Annotated in this window: 13 protein-coding genes; 5 read left to right on the top strand and 8 right to left on the bottom strand. The window is 71.2% G+C overall.

Annotation, left to right across the window (positions count from 1 at the left end):
* Window positions 1-36: 36 nt before the first annotated feature.
* Window positions 37-3,780, top strand: a complete 3,744-nt coding sequence (gene hrpA / locus ABIE44_RS17765; protein WP_209714460.1) for an ATP-dependent RNA helicase HrpA — start codon at window positions 37-39, stop codon at window positions 3,778-3,780.
* Window positions 3,781-4,107: 327 nt separating this feature from the next.
* Here the strand turns inward: hrpA and ABIE44_RS17770 are convergent, their stop codons facing one another.
* The 4 genes from ABIE44_RS17770 to ABIE44_RS17785 all read right to left on the bottom strand — a co-directional run bounded on the left by ABIE44_RS17770 (window position 4,108) and on the right by ABIE44_RS17785 (window position 6,517).
* Window positions 4,108-4,467, bottom strand: a complete 360-nt coding sequence (locus tag ABIE44_RS17770) for a type II toxin-antitoxin system PemK/MazF family toxin (protein ID WP_209723085.1) — start codon at window positions 4,465-4,467, stop codon at window positions 4,108-4,110.
* Complete coding sequence (locus tag ABIE44_RS17775; RefSeq protein ID WP_209714458.1) at window positions 4,464-4,910, bottom strand: type II toxin-antitoxin system PemK/MazF family toxin; 447 nt, start codon at window positions 4,908-4,910, stop codon at window positions 4,464-4,466. Before ABIE44_RS17775 ends, ABIE44_RS17770 begins: the two co-directional genes overlap by 4 nt.
* 196 nt (window positions 4,911-5,106) lie before the next feature.
* Window positions 5,107-5,736 carry a hypothetical protein gene (locus tag ABIE44_RS17780; protein WP_209714456.1) on the bottom strand — a complete coding sequence of 210 codons (630 nt, stop codon included), beginning with the start codon at window positions 5,734-5,736 and terminating at the stop codon, window positions 5,107-5,109.
* Window positions 5,737-5,782: 46 nt separating this feature from the next.
* Complete coding sequence (locus ABIE44_RS17785) at window positions 5,783-6,517, bottom strand: hypothetical protein (protein ID WP_209714454.1); 735 nt, start codon at window positions 6,515-6,517, stop codon at window positions 5,783-5,785.
* A 112-nt stretch (window positions 6,518-6,629) separates the two neighbouring features.
* Between ABIE44_RS17785 and ABIE44_RS17790 the strand changes: the two genes are divergently transcribed.
* On the top strand, window positions 6,630-8,003 hold the full coding sequence (locus tag ABIE44_RS17790) for an extracellular solute-binding protein (RefSeq protein WP_209714452.1): 1,374 nt from the start codon (window positions 6,630-6,632) through the stop codon (window positions 8,001-8,003).
* A gap of 17 nt (window positions 8,004-8,020) precedes the next feature.
* Here ABIE44_RS17790 and ABIE44_RS17795 read toward each other — a convergent pair whose 3' ends face one another.
* Both ABIE44_RS17795 and ABIE44_RS17800 read right to left on the bottom strand, forming a co-directional pair.
* Complete coding sequence (locus tag ABIE44_RS17795; protein ID WP_209714451.1) at window positions 8,021-9,304, bottom strand: HRDC domain-containing protein; 1,284 nt, start codon at window positions 9,302-9,304, stop codon at window positions 8,021-8,023.
* 5 nt (window positions 9,305-9,309) lie between these two features.
* The gene (locus ABIE44_RS17800) at window positions 9,310-9,909 is read right to left on the bottom strand and encodes a DUF3000 domain-containing protein (protein WP_209714449.1); all 600 of its coding nucleotides are present in this window, start codon (window positions 9,907-9,909) and stop codon (window positions 9,310-9,312) included.
* A gap of 71 nt (window positions 9,910-9,980) precedes the next feature.
* Here ABIE44_RS17800 and hemE point away from each other — a divergent pair, with 71 nt between their 5' ends.
* Complete coding sequence (gene hemE, locus ABIE44_RS17805; protein ID WP_209714448.1) at window positions 9,981-11,033, top strand: uroporphyrinogen decarboxylase; 1,053 nt, start codon at window positions 9,981-9,983, stop codon at window positions 11,031-11,033.
* Here hemE and ABIE44_RS17810 read toward each other — a convergent pair.
* The gene (locus ABIE44_RS17810) at window positions 11,030-11,956 is read right to left on the bottom strand and encodes a DUF4349 domain-containing protein (protein ID WP_209714446.1); all 927 of its coding nucleotides are present in this window, start codon (window positions 11,954-11,956) and stop codon (window positions 11,030-11,032) included. The two genes, hemE and ABIE44_RS17810, sit on opposite strands and share 4 nt — an antisense overlap.
* 64 nt (window positions 11,957-12,020) lie before the next feature.
* Between ABIE44_RS17810 and hemG the strand changes: the two genes are divergently transcribed.
* Together hemG and hemQ are read left to right on the top strand one after the other, a co-directional pair.
* The gene (hemG, locus tag ABIE44_RS17815) at window positions 12,021-13,436 is read left to right on the top strand and encodes a protoporphyrinogen oxidase (RefSeq protein WP_354438265.1); all 1,416 of its coding nucleotides are present in this window, start codon (window positions 12,021-12,023) and stop codon (window positions 13,434-13,436) included.
* Between the two features lie 23 nt (window positions 13,437-13,459).
* Window positions 13,460-14,158, top strand: a complete 699-nt coding sequence (gene hemQ / locus ABIE44_RS17820; RefSeq protein WP_209714442.1) for a hydrogen peroxide-dependent heme synthase — start codon at window positions 13,460-13,462, stop codon at window positions 14,156-14,158.
* Between the two features lie 59 nt (window positions 14,159-14,217).
* On the opposite strand, the gene msrB is transcribed toward hemQ, so the two are convergent.
* Window positions 14,218-14,625, bottom strand: a complete 408-nt coding sequence (msrB, locus tag ABIE44_RS17825) for a peptide-methionine (R)-S-oxide reductase MsrB (RefSeq protein ID WP_209714441.1) — start codon at window positions 14,623-14,625, stop codon at window positions 14,218-14,220.
* Window positions 14,626-14,661: the final 36 nt, after the last annotated feature.

Consider the following 14,661-nt stretch of genomic DNA (forward strand, 5'->3'; position numbering starts at 1 on the left):
CGTGGGCCTGTTGCCGTTGGGGAGAATGGCGGGGTTGTGCGCATCCATTTCCCTGCCGAGCTCCCGGTCTCGGCCCGCCGTGGCGACATCGCCGTCGCCGTCCGGGACCACCAGGTGGTCATCGTCGCGGGGGAGACCGGCTCGGGGAAGACGACCCAGCTGCCGAAGATCTGTCTCGAGCTCGGCCGCGGCGTCGGGGGCCGTGACGGCAAGCTGATCGGGCACACGCAACCGCGACGCATCGCCGCGCGCAGCGTGGCCGAGCGGATCGCCGATGAGCTCGGGACCGATCTCGGTGACGTGATCGGCTACCAGGTGCGGTTCACCGACAAGACCTCGTCGGCCGGGCGGGTGAAGGTGATGACCGACGGCATCCTGCTCGCCGAGCTGCAGCACGACCGCGACCTGCAGCGCTACGACACGATCATCATCGACGAGGCTCACGAGCGGAGCCTCAACATCGACTTCATCCTCGGGTACCTCAAGCGGTTGCTGCCGCGACGCCCGGACCTCAAGGTGATCATCACCTCGGCCACCATCGACCCCGAACGGTTCGCCGAGCACTTCGCGGCGGCGGACGGTACGCCGGCGCCGATCATCGAGGTCTCCGGCCGCACCTACCCGGTCGAGATCCGCTACCGGCCGCTGGTCGAGCAGCAGGAGGAAGACGAGGACGGCGAGGTCGTGGTCCGCGACCAGACCGAGGCCATCGTCGCGGCCGTCGACGAGCTCCGGGCCGAGATCGACGGCGACATCCTCGTGTTCCTCCCCGGCGAGCGCGAGATCCGCGACACCGAGGACGTCCTGCGCAAGCGCTCGGAGGGCCCGCGCGGGTTCGACGTCGTACCGCTGTACTCCCGGCTGTCGGCTGCTGAGCAGCACCGCGTCTTCGAGCGGCACTCGCGGCGCCGGGTAGTCCTGGCCACCAACGTGGCGGAGACGTCGCTGACCGTTCCGGGCATCACCGCCGTGATCGACACCGGCGTGGCCCGGATCAGCCGCTACTCGGTGCGCACCAAGGTGCAGCGCCTGCCGATCGAGCCGATCAGCCAGGCCTCGGCCAACCAGCGGTCGGGGCGCTGCGGTCGCGTCGAGGCCGGCATCGCGATCCGGTTGTACTCCGAGGAGGACTTTGAGAGCCGTCCCGAGTTCACCGAGCCGGAGATCCTGCGCACGACGCTGGCGAGCGTCATCCTGCAGATGACCTCGCTCGGCCTCGGCGACGTCGGACGGTTCCCGTTCGTCGAGCCGCCGGACCCGCGCAACGTCCGCGCCGGCAAGACGCTGCTGGAGGAGCTCGGCGCGATCTCGGCCGGTTCGGGTCGCGATTCCCGGCCCCGGCTGACCCGCGTCGGCCGCGCCCTCGCCCGGCTGCCGATCGATCCGCAGCTGGGCCGGATGCTGCTCGAGGCCGACCGCCTCGGGTGCCTGCGCGACGTGCTGGTGATCGCGTCGGCGCTCTCGATCCAGGACCCGCGAGAACGTCCCGTGGACGCGCAGGCGAAGGCGGACGAGAAGCACAGCCGCTTCCGCGACCAGCGCTCGGACTTCATGGCGTGGTTGAACCTGTGGGACCACCTCCGGGAGAACCAGAAGGCTCTGGGGTCCAGCGCGTTCCGACGGATGTGCCGTTCGGAGTACCTCAACTACGTCCGGGTCCGGGAGTGGCAGGATTTCGAGAGCCAGCTGCGCCAGGTCGCCAAGCAGGTCGGTCTGAAGGTCGGCAAGCCCTCCGAGCCGGGGGTGCACGCCGAGGACCAGATCCACCAGGCGCTGCTCACCGGGTTGCTGTCGCACATCGGCCTGCGCGACGCCGACCGGCGCGACTACCTCGGCGCGCGGGGCACCCGGTTCTCGGTCTTCCCGGGATCGGGGCTGTTCAAGAAGCAGCCCGACTTCATCATCGCCGCCGAGCTCGTCGAGACCTCCCGGCTCTGGGGGCGGCAGTGTGCAGCGGTCGACCCGCTCTGGGTCGAGCGGGCAGCGGCGCACCTGGTCTCCCGCACGTGGTCGGAGCCGCACTGGTCGAAGAAGCGCGCTGCGGTGATGGCCCACGAGCGGGTCACCCTGTACGGCGTCCCGCTGGTCGCCGACCGGTTGATCAACTACGGCAAGCACGACCAGGCGCTGGCGCGTGAGCTGTTCCTGCGGCACGCGCTGGTCTACGGCGAGTGGCACTCGCGGCACCGCTTCCTGGCGACCAACCGCGAGCTGCTCGAGCAGGCCGAGGAGCTCGAGCACCGGGCACGGCGCCGCGACCTGGTCGTCGACGAGCACACGCTCTTCGACTTCTACGACGCCCGCGTCCCGGCAGACGTCGTCTCGGGCGCGCACTTCGACGGGTGGTGGAAGCAGGCGCGCCGCGAGAACCCGGACCTGCTGACCTTCGACCCGGCGATGCTGCTGCACGAGACGGCCGCCGAGGTCACCGCGCGCGACTTCCCCGACCTGTGGCAGGAGGGGGCGACGGAGTTCCCGCTGGCCTACCACTTCGAGCCGGGATCGGCACAGGACGGGGTCCGGATCGACGTACCGCTGGCGACCCTGAACCACCTCGGAGCCGGTGCGTTCAGCTGGCACGTTCCCGGGTTGCGCGAGGAGCTCGTGATCGCGCTGCTCCGGTCGCTGCCGAAGGCCCTGCGGGTGAACTTCGTGCCGGCGCCGAACGTGGCCAAGGGGTTCCTCGCTGCCGTCCCGCCAGGGGAGGAGGCGCTGACCGACGCCCTGACCCGGCACCTGCGTGCTCTCACCGGCGTCGCGGTGCCTGCCGAGGCGTGGGACTGGGAGAAGGTGCCCGAGCACCTGAAGCCGTCGTTCCGGATCGTCGACGAGAGCGGGGCCGTGCTGGGTGAGGGCAAGGACCTGGAGGCGCTGAAGCGTCCGCTGCGGGCGTCCTTCGACGAGGCGATGGCGGGAGCGGCCGCCGAGTCGGGGATGACCGCCACCGGACAGCGGAGCTGGACCTTCGGGACCATCGAGCCCTCGTTCCGCCAGGTCCGCGCCGGCCACGAGGTCCGCGGGTTCCCGGCACTGGTCGACGAGGGCACGACGGTGGGTCTCCAGGTGTTCGCCACCGAGGCCGAGCAGGAAGCGCAGCACCTGCGCGGCGTACGGCGGCTGCTGATGCTCGCGATCCCGGCACCCGACCTCGAGGTCGGCCTGGACAACGTCACCAAGCTGACGCTCGCCAGCTCGCCGTACCCCAACGTGAAGGCGTTGCTGGCCGACTGCGTGCTGGCCGCGTTCGGCGACCTGACCGAACCGGTGCGCGACGAGGCTGCCTTCGACGCGCTCGTCTCCCGGGTGCGCGCCGTCGTGGCCGACCAGGCGCTGGGAGTGCGCGGTCTGGTGCTCCGGATCCTCACCGAGGCCCGGGAGACCGACAAGCTGCTGCACGGTCGGGTCGACATGGCGGTGCTCGCGTCGATGAACGACATGCGTCAGCACTACGGCCGCCTGCTGGCCCCCGGCTTTGTGAGCGAGGCCGGGACCACTCAGCTGCGCGAGGTCCCGCGCTACCTGGCCGCACTCAACGAGCGGTACCGGCGGTTGCCCGAGTCACCGGCCAAGGATCTCGAGCGGATGTCGCGGGTCGCGGAATTCCAGAACGGGCTCGAGCAGCGGCTCGCCGCGCTCCCGCCGGGGCGTCCGCCGGGTCTCGCGCTGGAGCGCCTGCGCTGGCTCATCGAGGAGTACCGGGTCTCGCTGTGGGCCCAGCAGCTCGGCACCAAGCAGACCGTCTCCGACACCCGTCTGCGCGCCGCCATGAACGACACCTAGGCCGAGAGGTCACAGATGTCCCGCCCGCGGTCGCCGAGAGGTCTCAGATGTCCCGTCCGCGGTCGCCGAGAGGTCTCAGATGTCCCGTCCGCGGTCGCCGAGAGGTCTCAGATGTCCCGCCCGCGGTCGCCGAGAGGTCTCAGATGTCCCGCCCGCGGTCGCCGAGAGGTCTCAGACGTCTCGCGGGCGGACTCGAGTCCGTACATGCGTGACCTCTCGACGCGTTGACGTGAGGCACCCGGGCCCTCTCGGCCCACTGAGGTGGGACATCTGGGCCCTCTCGGCGCACTGAGGTGGGACATCTGGGCCCTCTCGGCGTCGGGTGGGTCAGCGGTAGCGCCGGCTCGCGCGCAGCACCTCGTCGAACAGGGCGGCGTCGAGCTCGGCGCCGTTGCGGCGCACGTCGTAGATGCTCACGGTCAGGACCCGGTTGAGCTGGACCTCGCTGCTGCGGTCCTGCCGGTCCCAGGCACCGGCGCCGAGATCCATCCAGACCTGGTTGCGGCGCTGCTGGTCGGTCCGGCTGCGCAGTGGGAGCGCCGTCAGCCGGGCGCCGTCGACGGCGAGCACGAGGACCGGACGGTCCTTGCCCTCGCGCGAGCCCTCCTCGAACGGGACCCAGGTCCAGACGACCTCACCCGGGTACGGGCGACCGTCGACGGCCGGGTTGTACGGCGGCCGGGTCAGGACGTCGCCTCGGGCAGGTACGGCGTCGCCGCCGCGATGACGGCGTCGAAGATCGGGCGCGGCAGCGCACCGCCCTCACGCCGTACGGTCTTCACGTCGAGCTGGAGAACGCGGTTGAGGCGGACCTCGCTCGGGCGGCGCTGCCGGTCCCAGTCGCCGGTCCCGATGTCCATCCAGAAGCGGCCCTCGCGGGCCTGGTGGTCGGCGTCGCGGTCGTGGTCCTTGCTGGTCAGCGGCAACGCGATCACGGTGCTCCCGTAGATCGCGATCACCAGCACCGGCCGGTCCTTGCCCTGGCTGGCGTCCTCCTCGAAGGGCACCCACGCCCAGCAGACCTCGCCCGGGTCCGGGCGACCGTTGCGGCGTGGTGCGTAGGTCGTCGTGAGGCGTGGCGTGCGCCGAGCCAGGCTGCGCCGGAAGAACTGCACGATGCGTGATGCCATGGCCGGAACGCTAGTCGAGTTCGCGACGCCGGTGGGCGGTCGGCCCCACAGCGACGATGACCCCGGGCGCGCCGGGCCGGGAGCGCCTCACGGCGCGTGGCCGCTCGAAGCGGCTATTTTTAGGTCCCGGGGCTGCCACGGCCCGGCGCTCTGCAATTCTAACCGGCGTGAGGTTGCGCCGCTGGTTTACCCGTCCTCACCCGAGGTCGCCGGCGAGCTCGAGCCGTGCCGCCTGCTGGAGCTGCTCGGCCAGCGTGAGCAGTCGCGCGGCCGACAGGTCGCTGCTGTACGACGACCCGGAGACCGACTCCTCCTGGGCGCGTCCGGCGGCCGCGACCCGGGCGAACGCCGACGCGCGGAACAACGTGTCCGCGAAGTCGCCGACGACGACGCCGCTGAGCACGGAATCGACCAGCACCCGGACCTCGTCGGGGCCCGGTGGCTCCTCGACGCCCGAGATCGCCTCGGCCACCGGTGCCAGGGCCCGGCCGCGGTCGAACTCGCGCGCCGCCGTGGCGGGGTCGGCGTACACCCAGGTGCGCAGCAGGTAGAGCCGCCAGAGCACGCCCGCGAGCGAGGTAGGCGCCGCGCCGGACCAGAGGTCGGCCAGGGTCTCCAGACCCTCGGTGTCAGCGAGGTGGACGACGCGGCCGACGAGCTCGTCGTCCGCCTGGTCCCGGGCGCCCCGCACCAGGGCGAACGCCGCGCGCTCGGCCGCCTCGGCCAGGACCGCCGGGTCGTGCTCGGTGGTCTCGATCGCCTCGAAGTGCCCGGCACCGGGCAGCGAGGGGCGGTGGTGCCCGCGGGAACCGGTGCCGTCACTCATGGCACCAACCTACGCGGTGAACCTGGACGAACGCCGCGAATCCGGCTCACGCCAAGCGGGCGGCGGCGGCGTTGACCATCGCGACCATCGGCTCCTTGCCGGCGGGGTAGTTGTAGTCCTGGCCGATCAGGTCGATCGTCAGCACCGCGATCCGGGTGCCCGAGGTGACCAGCCCGACCGCCTGGAACAGGCCTTCGTCCTTGTTCGGCGAGGTCTTGGTGACCAGGTACCAGGAACCACCCTGGACGCTGGTCAGCGGACCGACCTTGACCCGGGGTGCCGAGCAGCGCTTGTGCCAGCTCTTGAGCACCTTCAGGGCGGTCGCGGTCGTGGTCGCGTCGGGGAACTCTGCGATCTGCTCGGCAGCGTTGTCGTCGGTGTCGACCGGCGGGAAGTAGGTGCGCTCGACGACTTCCGTGGCACCGATGCTTGCCAGGTCGACCTTCGCGCAGAGGCCGAACGCCTCGGAGCCGGCGGGACCGGTCTCGCCGTCCTCCCAGCGCCAGGTCGCGTTCAGGCCGGGCACCGACGCTGTCGGCAGCAGCCGGTCGGCCAGGGTCGCCGGGGCATCGTCGGTCGGCTCCTCGGTCGGCTCCTCGCTCACCTCGTCGGTCGGCTCGTCGACGGGGGCGCTGGCGCTCGGCGCACTGCTCGGGCTCTCGCCGGGAGCCGCCTTCGCGGGGGAGTCGTCCTTGGACGCGCACCCGGTGAGGAGAGCGGCGACGAGAGCGGCGACGAGAACGCCGAGGAGGAGGGAGGGCATCGAACGGGGAGAACGCATGGTCCGAGCCTAGGCGGGCGAACATCACACCCGGGGCTCCGGGGAGGGCGCGGCGTGTCCGGCTATCGTGATGCTGCCGTGGGACCTCCCCCCGGGCAGAAGGGAGTCCGCTGTGGCCAGCCGCGCCTCACGTGGTCGTGTCGTCCTCGTGACCGTGCTGGCGCTCGCCGCCGGACTGGCTGCCGGGTGCTCCAGCGACGAGAAGCCCGAGCCGACGGTGACCTCGGCTGCACCGTCCGGGCCCACGCTGCTGTCCTTCTCGGTCTACGGACCGCCCCAGGTGATCACTGCGTACGCCAGGATCGCGGCCAACTACAACGCCGAGCACCCGAAGGTCGCCGTCAGCGTCCGGCCCTACGGCACCGCGTCGGCGTCGCAGGCTGCGTTCAAGGCCGAGCTCGCCGCCGGGAAGCAGCCGGACGTGTTCCTGGCCCCGCCCTCGGCGCTGCCGGACCTGGTCGAGGAGAAGGCGATCCGCCGGGTCGACGACCTCCTCGGAGAGCGGGAGGTCGACTTCGGTGACGGCTTCAACCGCTACTCGTTGGAGGCGTTCTCCTCCGACAACGCGCTGCAGTGCATGCCGGTCGACGTCTCGCCGATGGTCGTCTACTACAACACCGACCTGATCGACCTCAACAAGGTGGCGGGCGAGAACGAGACCGAGGTCTCCCACGACACCGGCTGGACCTTCAGCCAGTTCGCCCGGGCGGCACGAAGCGTCCAAGGCCCCGGTGTCCGCGGCCTGTACGTCGCCCCGACCATCGAGCAGCTCGCCCCGCTCATCTACTCGGGCAACGGCGACCTGGTCGACAGCAAGACCGACCCGACCACGCTGAAGCTGGAGAACGGTTCCACCGAGGCCGCGCTCGAGAAGGTGCTCGAGCTGGTCCGCGACCCGCTCGCGACGTACAACGAGAAGCAGATCGCGCGCAGCTCGGGAATCCAGCGGTTCAAGAACGGCAAGCTCGGGATGATCTTCGGCTACCGCAGCCTCACCCCGGAGCTGCGCACCCAGGCGAAGCTGAAGTTCGACGTCATGCCGATGCCGAGCCTCGGCAAGCGCGCGACGGTCGGGCAGAGCTCGGGCCTGTGCCTGAGCGCCGGCTCCGAGCACAGCAGCAAGGCCGCGGACTTCATGGCGTACGCCGTGTCGGACGAGGCGGCCTCGATCCTGGCCGAGACGGGGTTCACGGTTCCGACCAACGTCGACGTGGCGCACTCCGACTCCTACCTCCAGCCGGGTCAGCTGCCCGAGCACGCGGAGGTCTTCGACCAGCAGGCTCGCTACAGCCGCATCCTGCCGTCCGGGAACTTCCCTGCCGCTGCGGCCGCCGCCGAGCCGCTCCTGACCCGTTTGTTCTACGACGCCCTCATCGAGCCGCTGGACGAGCGCCTCAAGGCGATCGACGAGGCATCGGTGCCGGTGTTCACCCCACCGGCTGTCCCCACGGGCACGCCCAGCGGGTCGGCGACGCCGAGCCCGTAGGTCCTACCCCGTAGGTCCTACTCGGCCTCAGCGCCGGGAGAGTCGAGCTCGCCCGGGTTGCGGATCGCCTCGGCGATGATCGGTGCCATCAGGTCGACCTGCCACTGGCGAGCGCCGAGCGTAAGCAGCTCAGCGCCGACGGCGCCCTCGAGCTCCTCGTCGGCGACCTGCGGCGGGCTCCACAGCAGCCGTCGCATGTAGTCGGGTGTCAGCAGGTTCTCGACCGGCGTGTTCCACTCCTCCGACAGCGCCGTCACCGCCGCGCGCGCCGTGTTCAGACGCGCTGCGGCCACCGGGTCCCGGTCCGGCCACGAGCGCACCTGGGGCGGCCCGTCGGAGCGGTTCGCGACCGGAGGCAGCTCGTTGTCGGGCAGCGCTCGGGCGCGCTTGAGTGCTTCGACCCAGGTGTCCAGGTAGCGGCGGGCGCCACGTCCGTGGAAGCCGGCTGTGTCCATCAGCATCTTGCCGTTGGTCGGCAGCGCGTTCGCAGCCGCGATCATCGCCGAGTCCGGGATCAGGCGGCCCGGGGTGGTGTCGAGGTCGGCGGCGAGCTCGTCCCGCACGGTCCACAGCTCACGCACCGCGGCGAGCGCCCGGCGTCCCTTGGCCTTGTGGATCCCGGACGTGCGCCGCCACGGGTCTTGGCGGGCCGGGGTCTCGTAGGAGAGCAGCGCCTCGAACTCCTGGCGCGCCCACTCGGTCTTGCCGGACGCCTCGAGCTCGGCAGCGAGCACGTCGCGGAGCTCGGTGAGCACCTCGACGTCGAGGGCGGCGTACTCCAGCCACGGCTCGGGCAGAGGGCGCTTCGACCAGTCCGCGGCCGAGTGCTCCTTGCGCATCGTCTTGCCGACGATGACCTCGACGAGGGTGGCCAGGCCGACCCGCGGGTAGCCGAGGAGCCGTGCAGCGAGCTCGGTGTCGAAGAGAGCCGTCGGGACCAGGCCGACCTCGCGCAGGCACGGGATGTCCTGGCTGGCCGCGTGCAGGATCCACTCGGCGCCGCCGAAGGCCTCGTTCAGGTCGTTCAGGTCGTCGAACGCGATCGGGTCGATCAGCGCCGTACCGGCACCCTCACGGCGCAGCTGGATCAGGTACGCGCGGGCGGAGTACCGGTAGCCGGAAGCACGCTCGGCGTCCAGGCCGATCGGTCCGGTGCCGGCGGCCACGGCGCCGACGACCTCGTCGAGCGCAGCACGCGTCTCGACGATCGGGGGCAGTCCGTCGCGCAGGGTCAGCAGGGGAGCCTCGGGCTTCTCCTCGACCGTCTCCTCGACAGCCCGCTCGGACTTGTCCTCAGCCATCTCCACTACTCCGGGCCGCGCTGACCGCGTCGGCTCGGGATCGTGGCAACGCCCTCGGGGACGGGTGCGAGACCGGCGGCGGTGCAGAGCAGCTCGCCCCAGGCCTCGACGTGCGGAGTGAGGTCGCCGACCGGGGTCCACGACGCGCGGATCTCGATCTGGGCGGTGCCGGGCTCGGCGGCCATCCCGCCGAAGCTCTCCGAGGCGACGCTGGTCACCGTGCCCGAGGGGGCGCCGTACTCGGCTCCGTGCGCCTCGAGTGCCTCGGTCAGCCAGGTCCAACCGACCTCGGCGAGCAGCGGGTCGGTCACCAGCTCAGGATCGATGTCCGCGCGGGCGTAGGCCACGCAGCGGAAGGTGCCGTCCCAGGTGTCGTTGCCGGCTGGGTCGTGCAGGACGACGATCCTGCCGGTGCCGACGTCCTCACCGTCCACGGTCACGTCCGCCGAGATCGCCGAGGCGAACGGGGCGATCCGCTGCGGAGCGGGCATCTCCTCGGTGAAGACCTCGGGACGGAAGGTCGCGCCGCGCAGCTGGCGCACGGCGCGCTCGAACTCCGCCGGGATCGGCGTCGGCTCGATGTGCCGTTCGCGGGGTGCAGCCATGGGCTCAGGTTAGGACGGATCAACAGATCCCGCGTCCCCGACTCGCCGCCTGACCTGCGAAGATCGTCCCCATGTCCGTCTCCTCGTCCGTCCCCGAGTCCGTTCAGGACTCCGCCTTCCTCCGCGCCGCCCGCGGCGAGCCCGTGCCGCACACCCCGGTCTGGTTCATGCGCCAGGCAGGCCGGTCGCTCCCCGAGTACCTCAAGGTGCGCGAGGGCGTCACGATGCTGGACTCCTGCATGCAGCCCGACCTGGTCACCGAGATCACCCTGCAGCCCGTCCGCCGGTACGGCGTCGACGCGGCGATCTTCTTCTCCGACATCGTGCTGCCGCTCAAGGCCATCGGGGTCGACCTCGACATCGTGGCCGGGGTGGGGCCGGTGGTCGCGAACCCGGTACGCACCCTGGCCGACGTCGAGGCGATCCCCGACCTCGCGCCCGAGCACGTCCCGTTCATCACCCAGGCCGTCTCGCAGCTCGTCTCCGAGCTGGGCCAGACCCCGCTGATCGGTTTCGCGGGCGCGCCGTTCACGGTCGCCTCCTACCTGGTCGAGGGCGGCCCGTCGAAGGAGCACGCCAAGACCAAGACGTTGATGTTCGGTGCGCCGGACGTCTGGGACGCCCTGATGCGCAAGATCGCCGGCATCTCCGCGGCGTACCTGCACGTCCAGGTCGCCGCCGGCGCCAGCGCCGTCCAGCTGTTCGACTCCTGGGCCGGAGCGGTCACCCGCGCCGACTACGAGAAGCACGTGCTGCCGTACTCGACCGACGTCCTGACCTCGATCGGCGTGACCGGCGTGCCGCGGATCCACTTCGGCGTCGGCACCGGTGAGATCCTGGACCTGATGGGTTCGGCCGGCGCCGAGGTCGTGGGGGTGGACTGGCGGGTGCCGCTCAGCGAGGGCGTACGCCGCGTCGGTGGCCGCAGCGTCCAGGGCAACCTCGACCCGACCCTGGTGTTCGCGCCGACCGAGGTGATGCTCGATCGCGCCGACCAGGTGCTCGCCGCCGGACGCGAGGCACCGGGCCACATCTTCAACCTCGGCCACGGCGTGATCCCCTCGACGAACCCCGACCAGCTCAAGCGGCTGACCGACCACGTCCACGAGGTCAGCGCGCGCTAGCCGACCTGCGCCGTACGCCGGCGTCGCGAGATCCAGACCGGCACGCCGATCGCCGCGAGCACTGCGGCGAACGGCAGCAGGGCGCCGACGCTGACCAGCACCACCGAGGTCACCGTGGCCAGGGCGTCCCAACCCGAATCCAGACCGCCGAGGAACCCGTCGTTGTCGTCGTCCTTCTTCGGCGTCGCGGTCTCGTCGTCCGGCAGCCGCAGGTAGACGTTGATCGTGGCCAGCGCGGTGGAGTCGGACAGGTACTTCTGCTGGGACTCCAGCGCCTCCAGGTCGGCCTGGCGCTGGCTGAGCTGACCCTCGATCGCGATCACCTGGTCGAGGTCCTTGGCCTTCGCGAGCAACGCCTGGATCCGGGCCAGGCTGAGCTTCTGGCTGCGCAGCCGGGCGTTGTTGTCGATCACCTGGGCCGTGACGTCCCCGGAGCTGCGGCTCCGGTCGACCAGCACCCCGAGCTTCGAGATCCGGTCCATCGCCGTACCGAACTTGGTGCTGGGCACCCGTAGCTCGAGCCGCTGCCGGTCGGTGCGACCCTTCTCGTCCGCGCTGGACTCCTCGTCGGCGATGATCCCGCCGAGGGAGTCGAGCAGCTTCTGCAGGTCGAACCGCGCCTGGTCGAGATCCTTGGTGCGCAGCGAGACCTGACCGGTACTGATGATCGCTCGTTCCTGCGGTACGGAGTCACTCTTCGCGACCTTGGCGTCGGAGTACGCGAAGCCCTCGGCACTGGTGCCGCCCGAGGCGTCGCGGGCGCCGGGCGCGGGCTCGGCCCCCGGCGCCGACGCCGGGTCGACCTGGGAGGAGTCGGCATCCGCGCTCGCGGCTTTGGAGTCGCCGGCATCGTGGGCCGCGGCACCGCAGGCGGCGACGAGGGCGAGAACAGGGACGGCGAGGGCCACGCGCGAGATCTTCATGGCGGTACGACGCACGACCTGCCCGTCTGGATCCCTCCTCCGCCGGATCCGTAGTCTGGGAGGCGTGTCCGCCACCCCCGCTCCGGTCGTCGTCGTCATCGGCGGCGGCATCGCCGGCCTGGCGGCAGCAGCCCGGATGCGCGAGGAACGGCCCGACGCCGAGATCGTGGTGCTCGAGGGCTCCCCGGAGATCGGCGGCAAGCTGAAGCTGGCGGAGGTCGGTGGCGTGGTCGTCGACGTGGGGGCGGAGGCGATGCTCAACCGGCGTCCCGAAGCGGTCGCGCTGGCGCGCACCTCCGGGCTGGCCGATGCGGTCGTGCACCCGGCCACGATCACCGCGCACCTGTGGAACCGGGGCGACCTGGTGACGATGCCGCGCACGATGATGGGCATCCCCGTCGACCTCCGTGCGTTGGCCGAGACCGGCGTGATCTCCAAGGCCGGGATGGCGCGCGCGGCGATGGACACCGTCCTGCCCGCGACGTCGCTGGACGGCCGCGACACGAGCATCGGGGGGCTGGTCGAGGAGCGCTTCGGCAAGGAGGTCGTCGACCGACTCGTCGAGCCGCTCCTGGGCGGGGTGTACGCCGGGCACGCCCGGGAGATCTCCGCACGTGCCGCCGTACCGCAGGTGGTGGCGCTGCTGGACCGCGACCGCTCGCTGGGCAAGGCGGCAGCGCGCGCGACGTCCGGGCCTGCCAGCGAGATACCCGTCTTCGCCGGCCTCGTCGGCGGAGTCGGACGGCTTCCCGCCGCGGTGGCGACCGCCAGCGGAGCCCAGATCAGGGTCGGTACCACCGCACGCGGCCTGGCCCGTCGGCCGGAAGGCGGCTGGACCGTCGTGGTGGGCTCCACCACGGCACCCGAGCTCGTGCACGCCGACGCCGTCGTGGTCGCGGTTCCGGCCCGTGCGGCGGCGAAGCTGCTCAGCGACGTCGTACCGAGAGCGGCCCTGGAGCTCGCGCGGATCGAGCACGCCTCGGTCGCGCTGGTGACCATGGCGTTCGCGGCCCGGGACTTCCCGGCCGTCACCGGGTCGGGGTTCCTGGTCCCGCCGGTGGAGAAGCGCACGATCAAGGCGGCCACGTTCTCGTTCGCGAAGTGGGACTGGGTCCGCGAGACGGGGGACGGTGTCCTGGTCATGCGTTGCTCGATCGGGCGCCACCGCGAGGAGCACCAGCTGCAGGCCAGCGACGAGGAGCTCGTGCAGGTCGCGCTCGAGGACCTGACCGATGCCATCGGCCTGTCGGTCAAGCCCATCGACACGCACGTCCAGCGCTGGGGCGGGGGGCTGCCGCAGTACGCCGTCGGGCACCTCGACCGGATCGGAACCGTGCGGGCCGAGGTGGCCCGGGTGCCGGGCCTGGCGGTGTGCGGAGCGGCGTACGACGGGCTCGGGATCCCGGCGTGCATCGCCTCGGCACACCTGGCCGTCTCGTCGTTGCTGGACCAACTACCCGCCCTGCCTTCGACTCCTTAGGTGACCCTTGGGAGGATGTCCCCATGTCGACGTCTGTGAAGAAGGCCCGCGAGATCAACGAGATGGTGCGCTACACCATGTGGTCGGTCTTCCGCCTCGACGACCTGTACGGGACCGCGGACAGGAGCGACGAGATCAGCGAGGTCGAGACGCTCTTCGCCGAGCTCGACGCGGCCGACGTCACCACCCGTGGCGTGTACGACGTCGGCGGCCTGCGCGCGGACGCCGACGTGATGATCTGGTGGCACGCCGAGACCTCCGACGAGCTGCAGGACGCCTACCACCGGTTCCGCGCGACCGGCTTCGGCCGTCGACTGGCGCCGGTCTGGTCGCAGATGGCCCTGCACCGTCCCGCCGAGTTCAACAAGAGCCACGTGCCGGCCTTCCTCGCCGACGAGGAGGTGCAGCCCTACGTCTGCGTCTACCCGTTCGTGCGGTCCTACGAGTGGTACCTGCTCGAGGACGGCGAGCGTCGTCGCCTGCTCGCCGAGCACGGCAGGATGGCGCGCGACTACCCGGACGTGCGGGCGAACACGGTCTCGTCGTTCGCGCTCGGTGACTACGAGTGGATGCTGGCCTTCGAGGCCGCCGAGCTGTACCGGATCGTCGACCTGATGCGCCACCTGCGCGGGTCCGAGACCCGGCGCCACGTGCGCGAGGAGACCCCGTTCTACACGGGCCGTCGGCTGGAGACCGCGGAGATGATCAACAAGCTCCCCTGAGCCCGGGTCGTGTGCCCCAGGACGCGCTGGGCCGCGTCCTGGAGCACACAACTCAAGTCTCAGGCCTCGTCCGGCTCCAGCGTCAGGCTGATCGAGTTGATGCAGTAGCGCTGGTCGGTCGGCGTCCCGTAGCCCTCGCCCTCGAACACGTGGCCGAGGTGCGAGCCGCAGTTCGCGCAGCGGACCTCGGTGCGCACCATGCCGCCGGAGGTGTCGGTGATGTACTCGACCGTGTCGCCGGCGAGCGGGGCGTAGAACGACGGCCAGCCGCAGTGCGAGTCGAACTTGGTGTCGCTGCGGAAGAGCTCGGTCTGGCAGGCGCGGCACTTGTACACACCGACCGTCTTGGTGTCGGTGTACTCACCGGTGAAAGCCCGCTCGGTCCCGGCCTGGCGGAGCACCTGGAACTCGGCGGGGGAGAGCTGCTCGCGCCACTCGGCGTCGGACTTCTCGACCTTGTATCCCATACCTGAAGTCTACTGACCGGGTGGTTTCCCTACTTG

Origin of the sequence: Marmoricola sp. OAE513 (assembly GCF_040546585.1) — a bacterium.
GTDB lineage: Bacteria > Actinomycetota > Actinomycetes > Propionibacteriales > Nocardioidaceae > Marmoricola.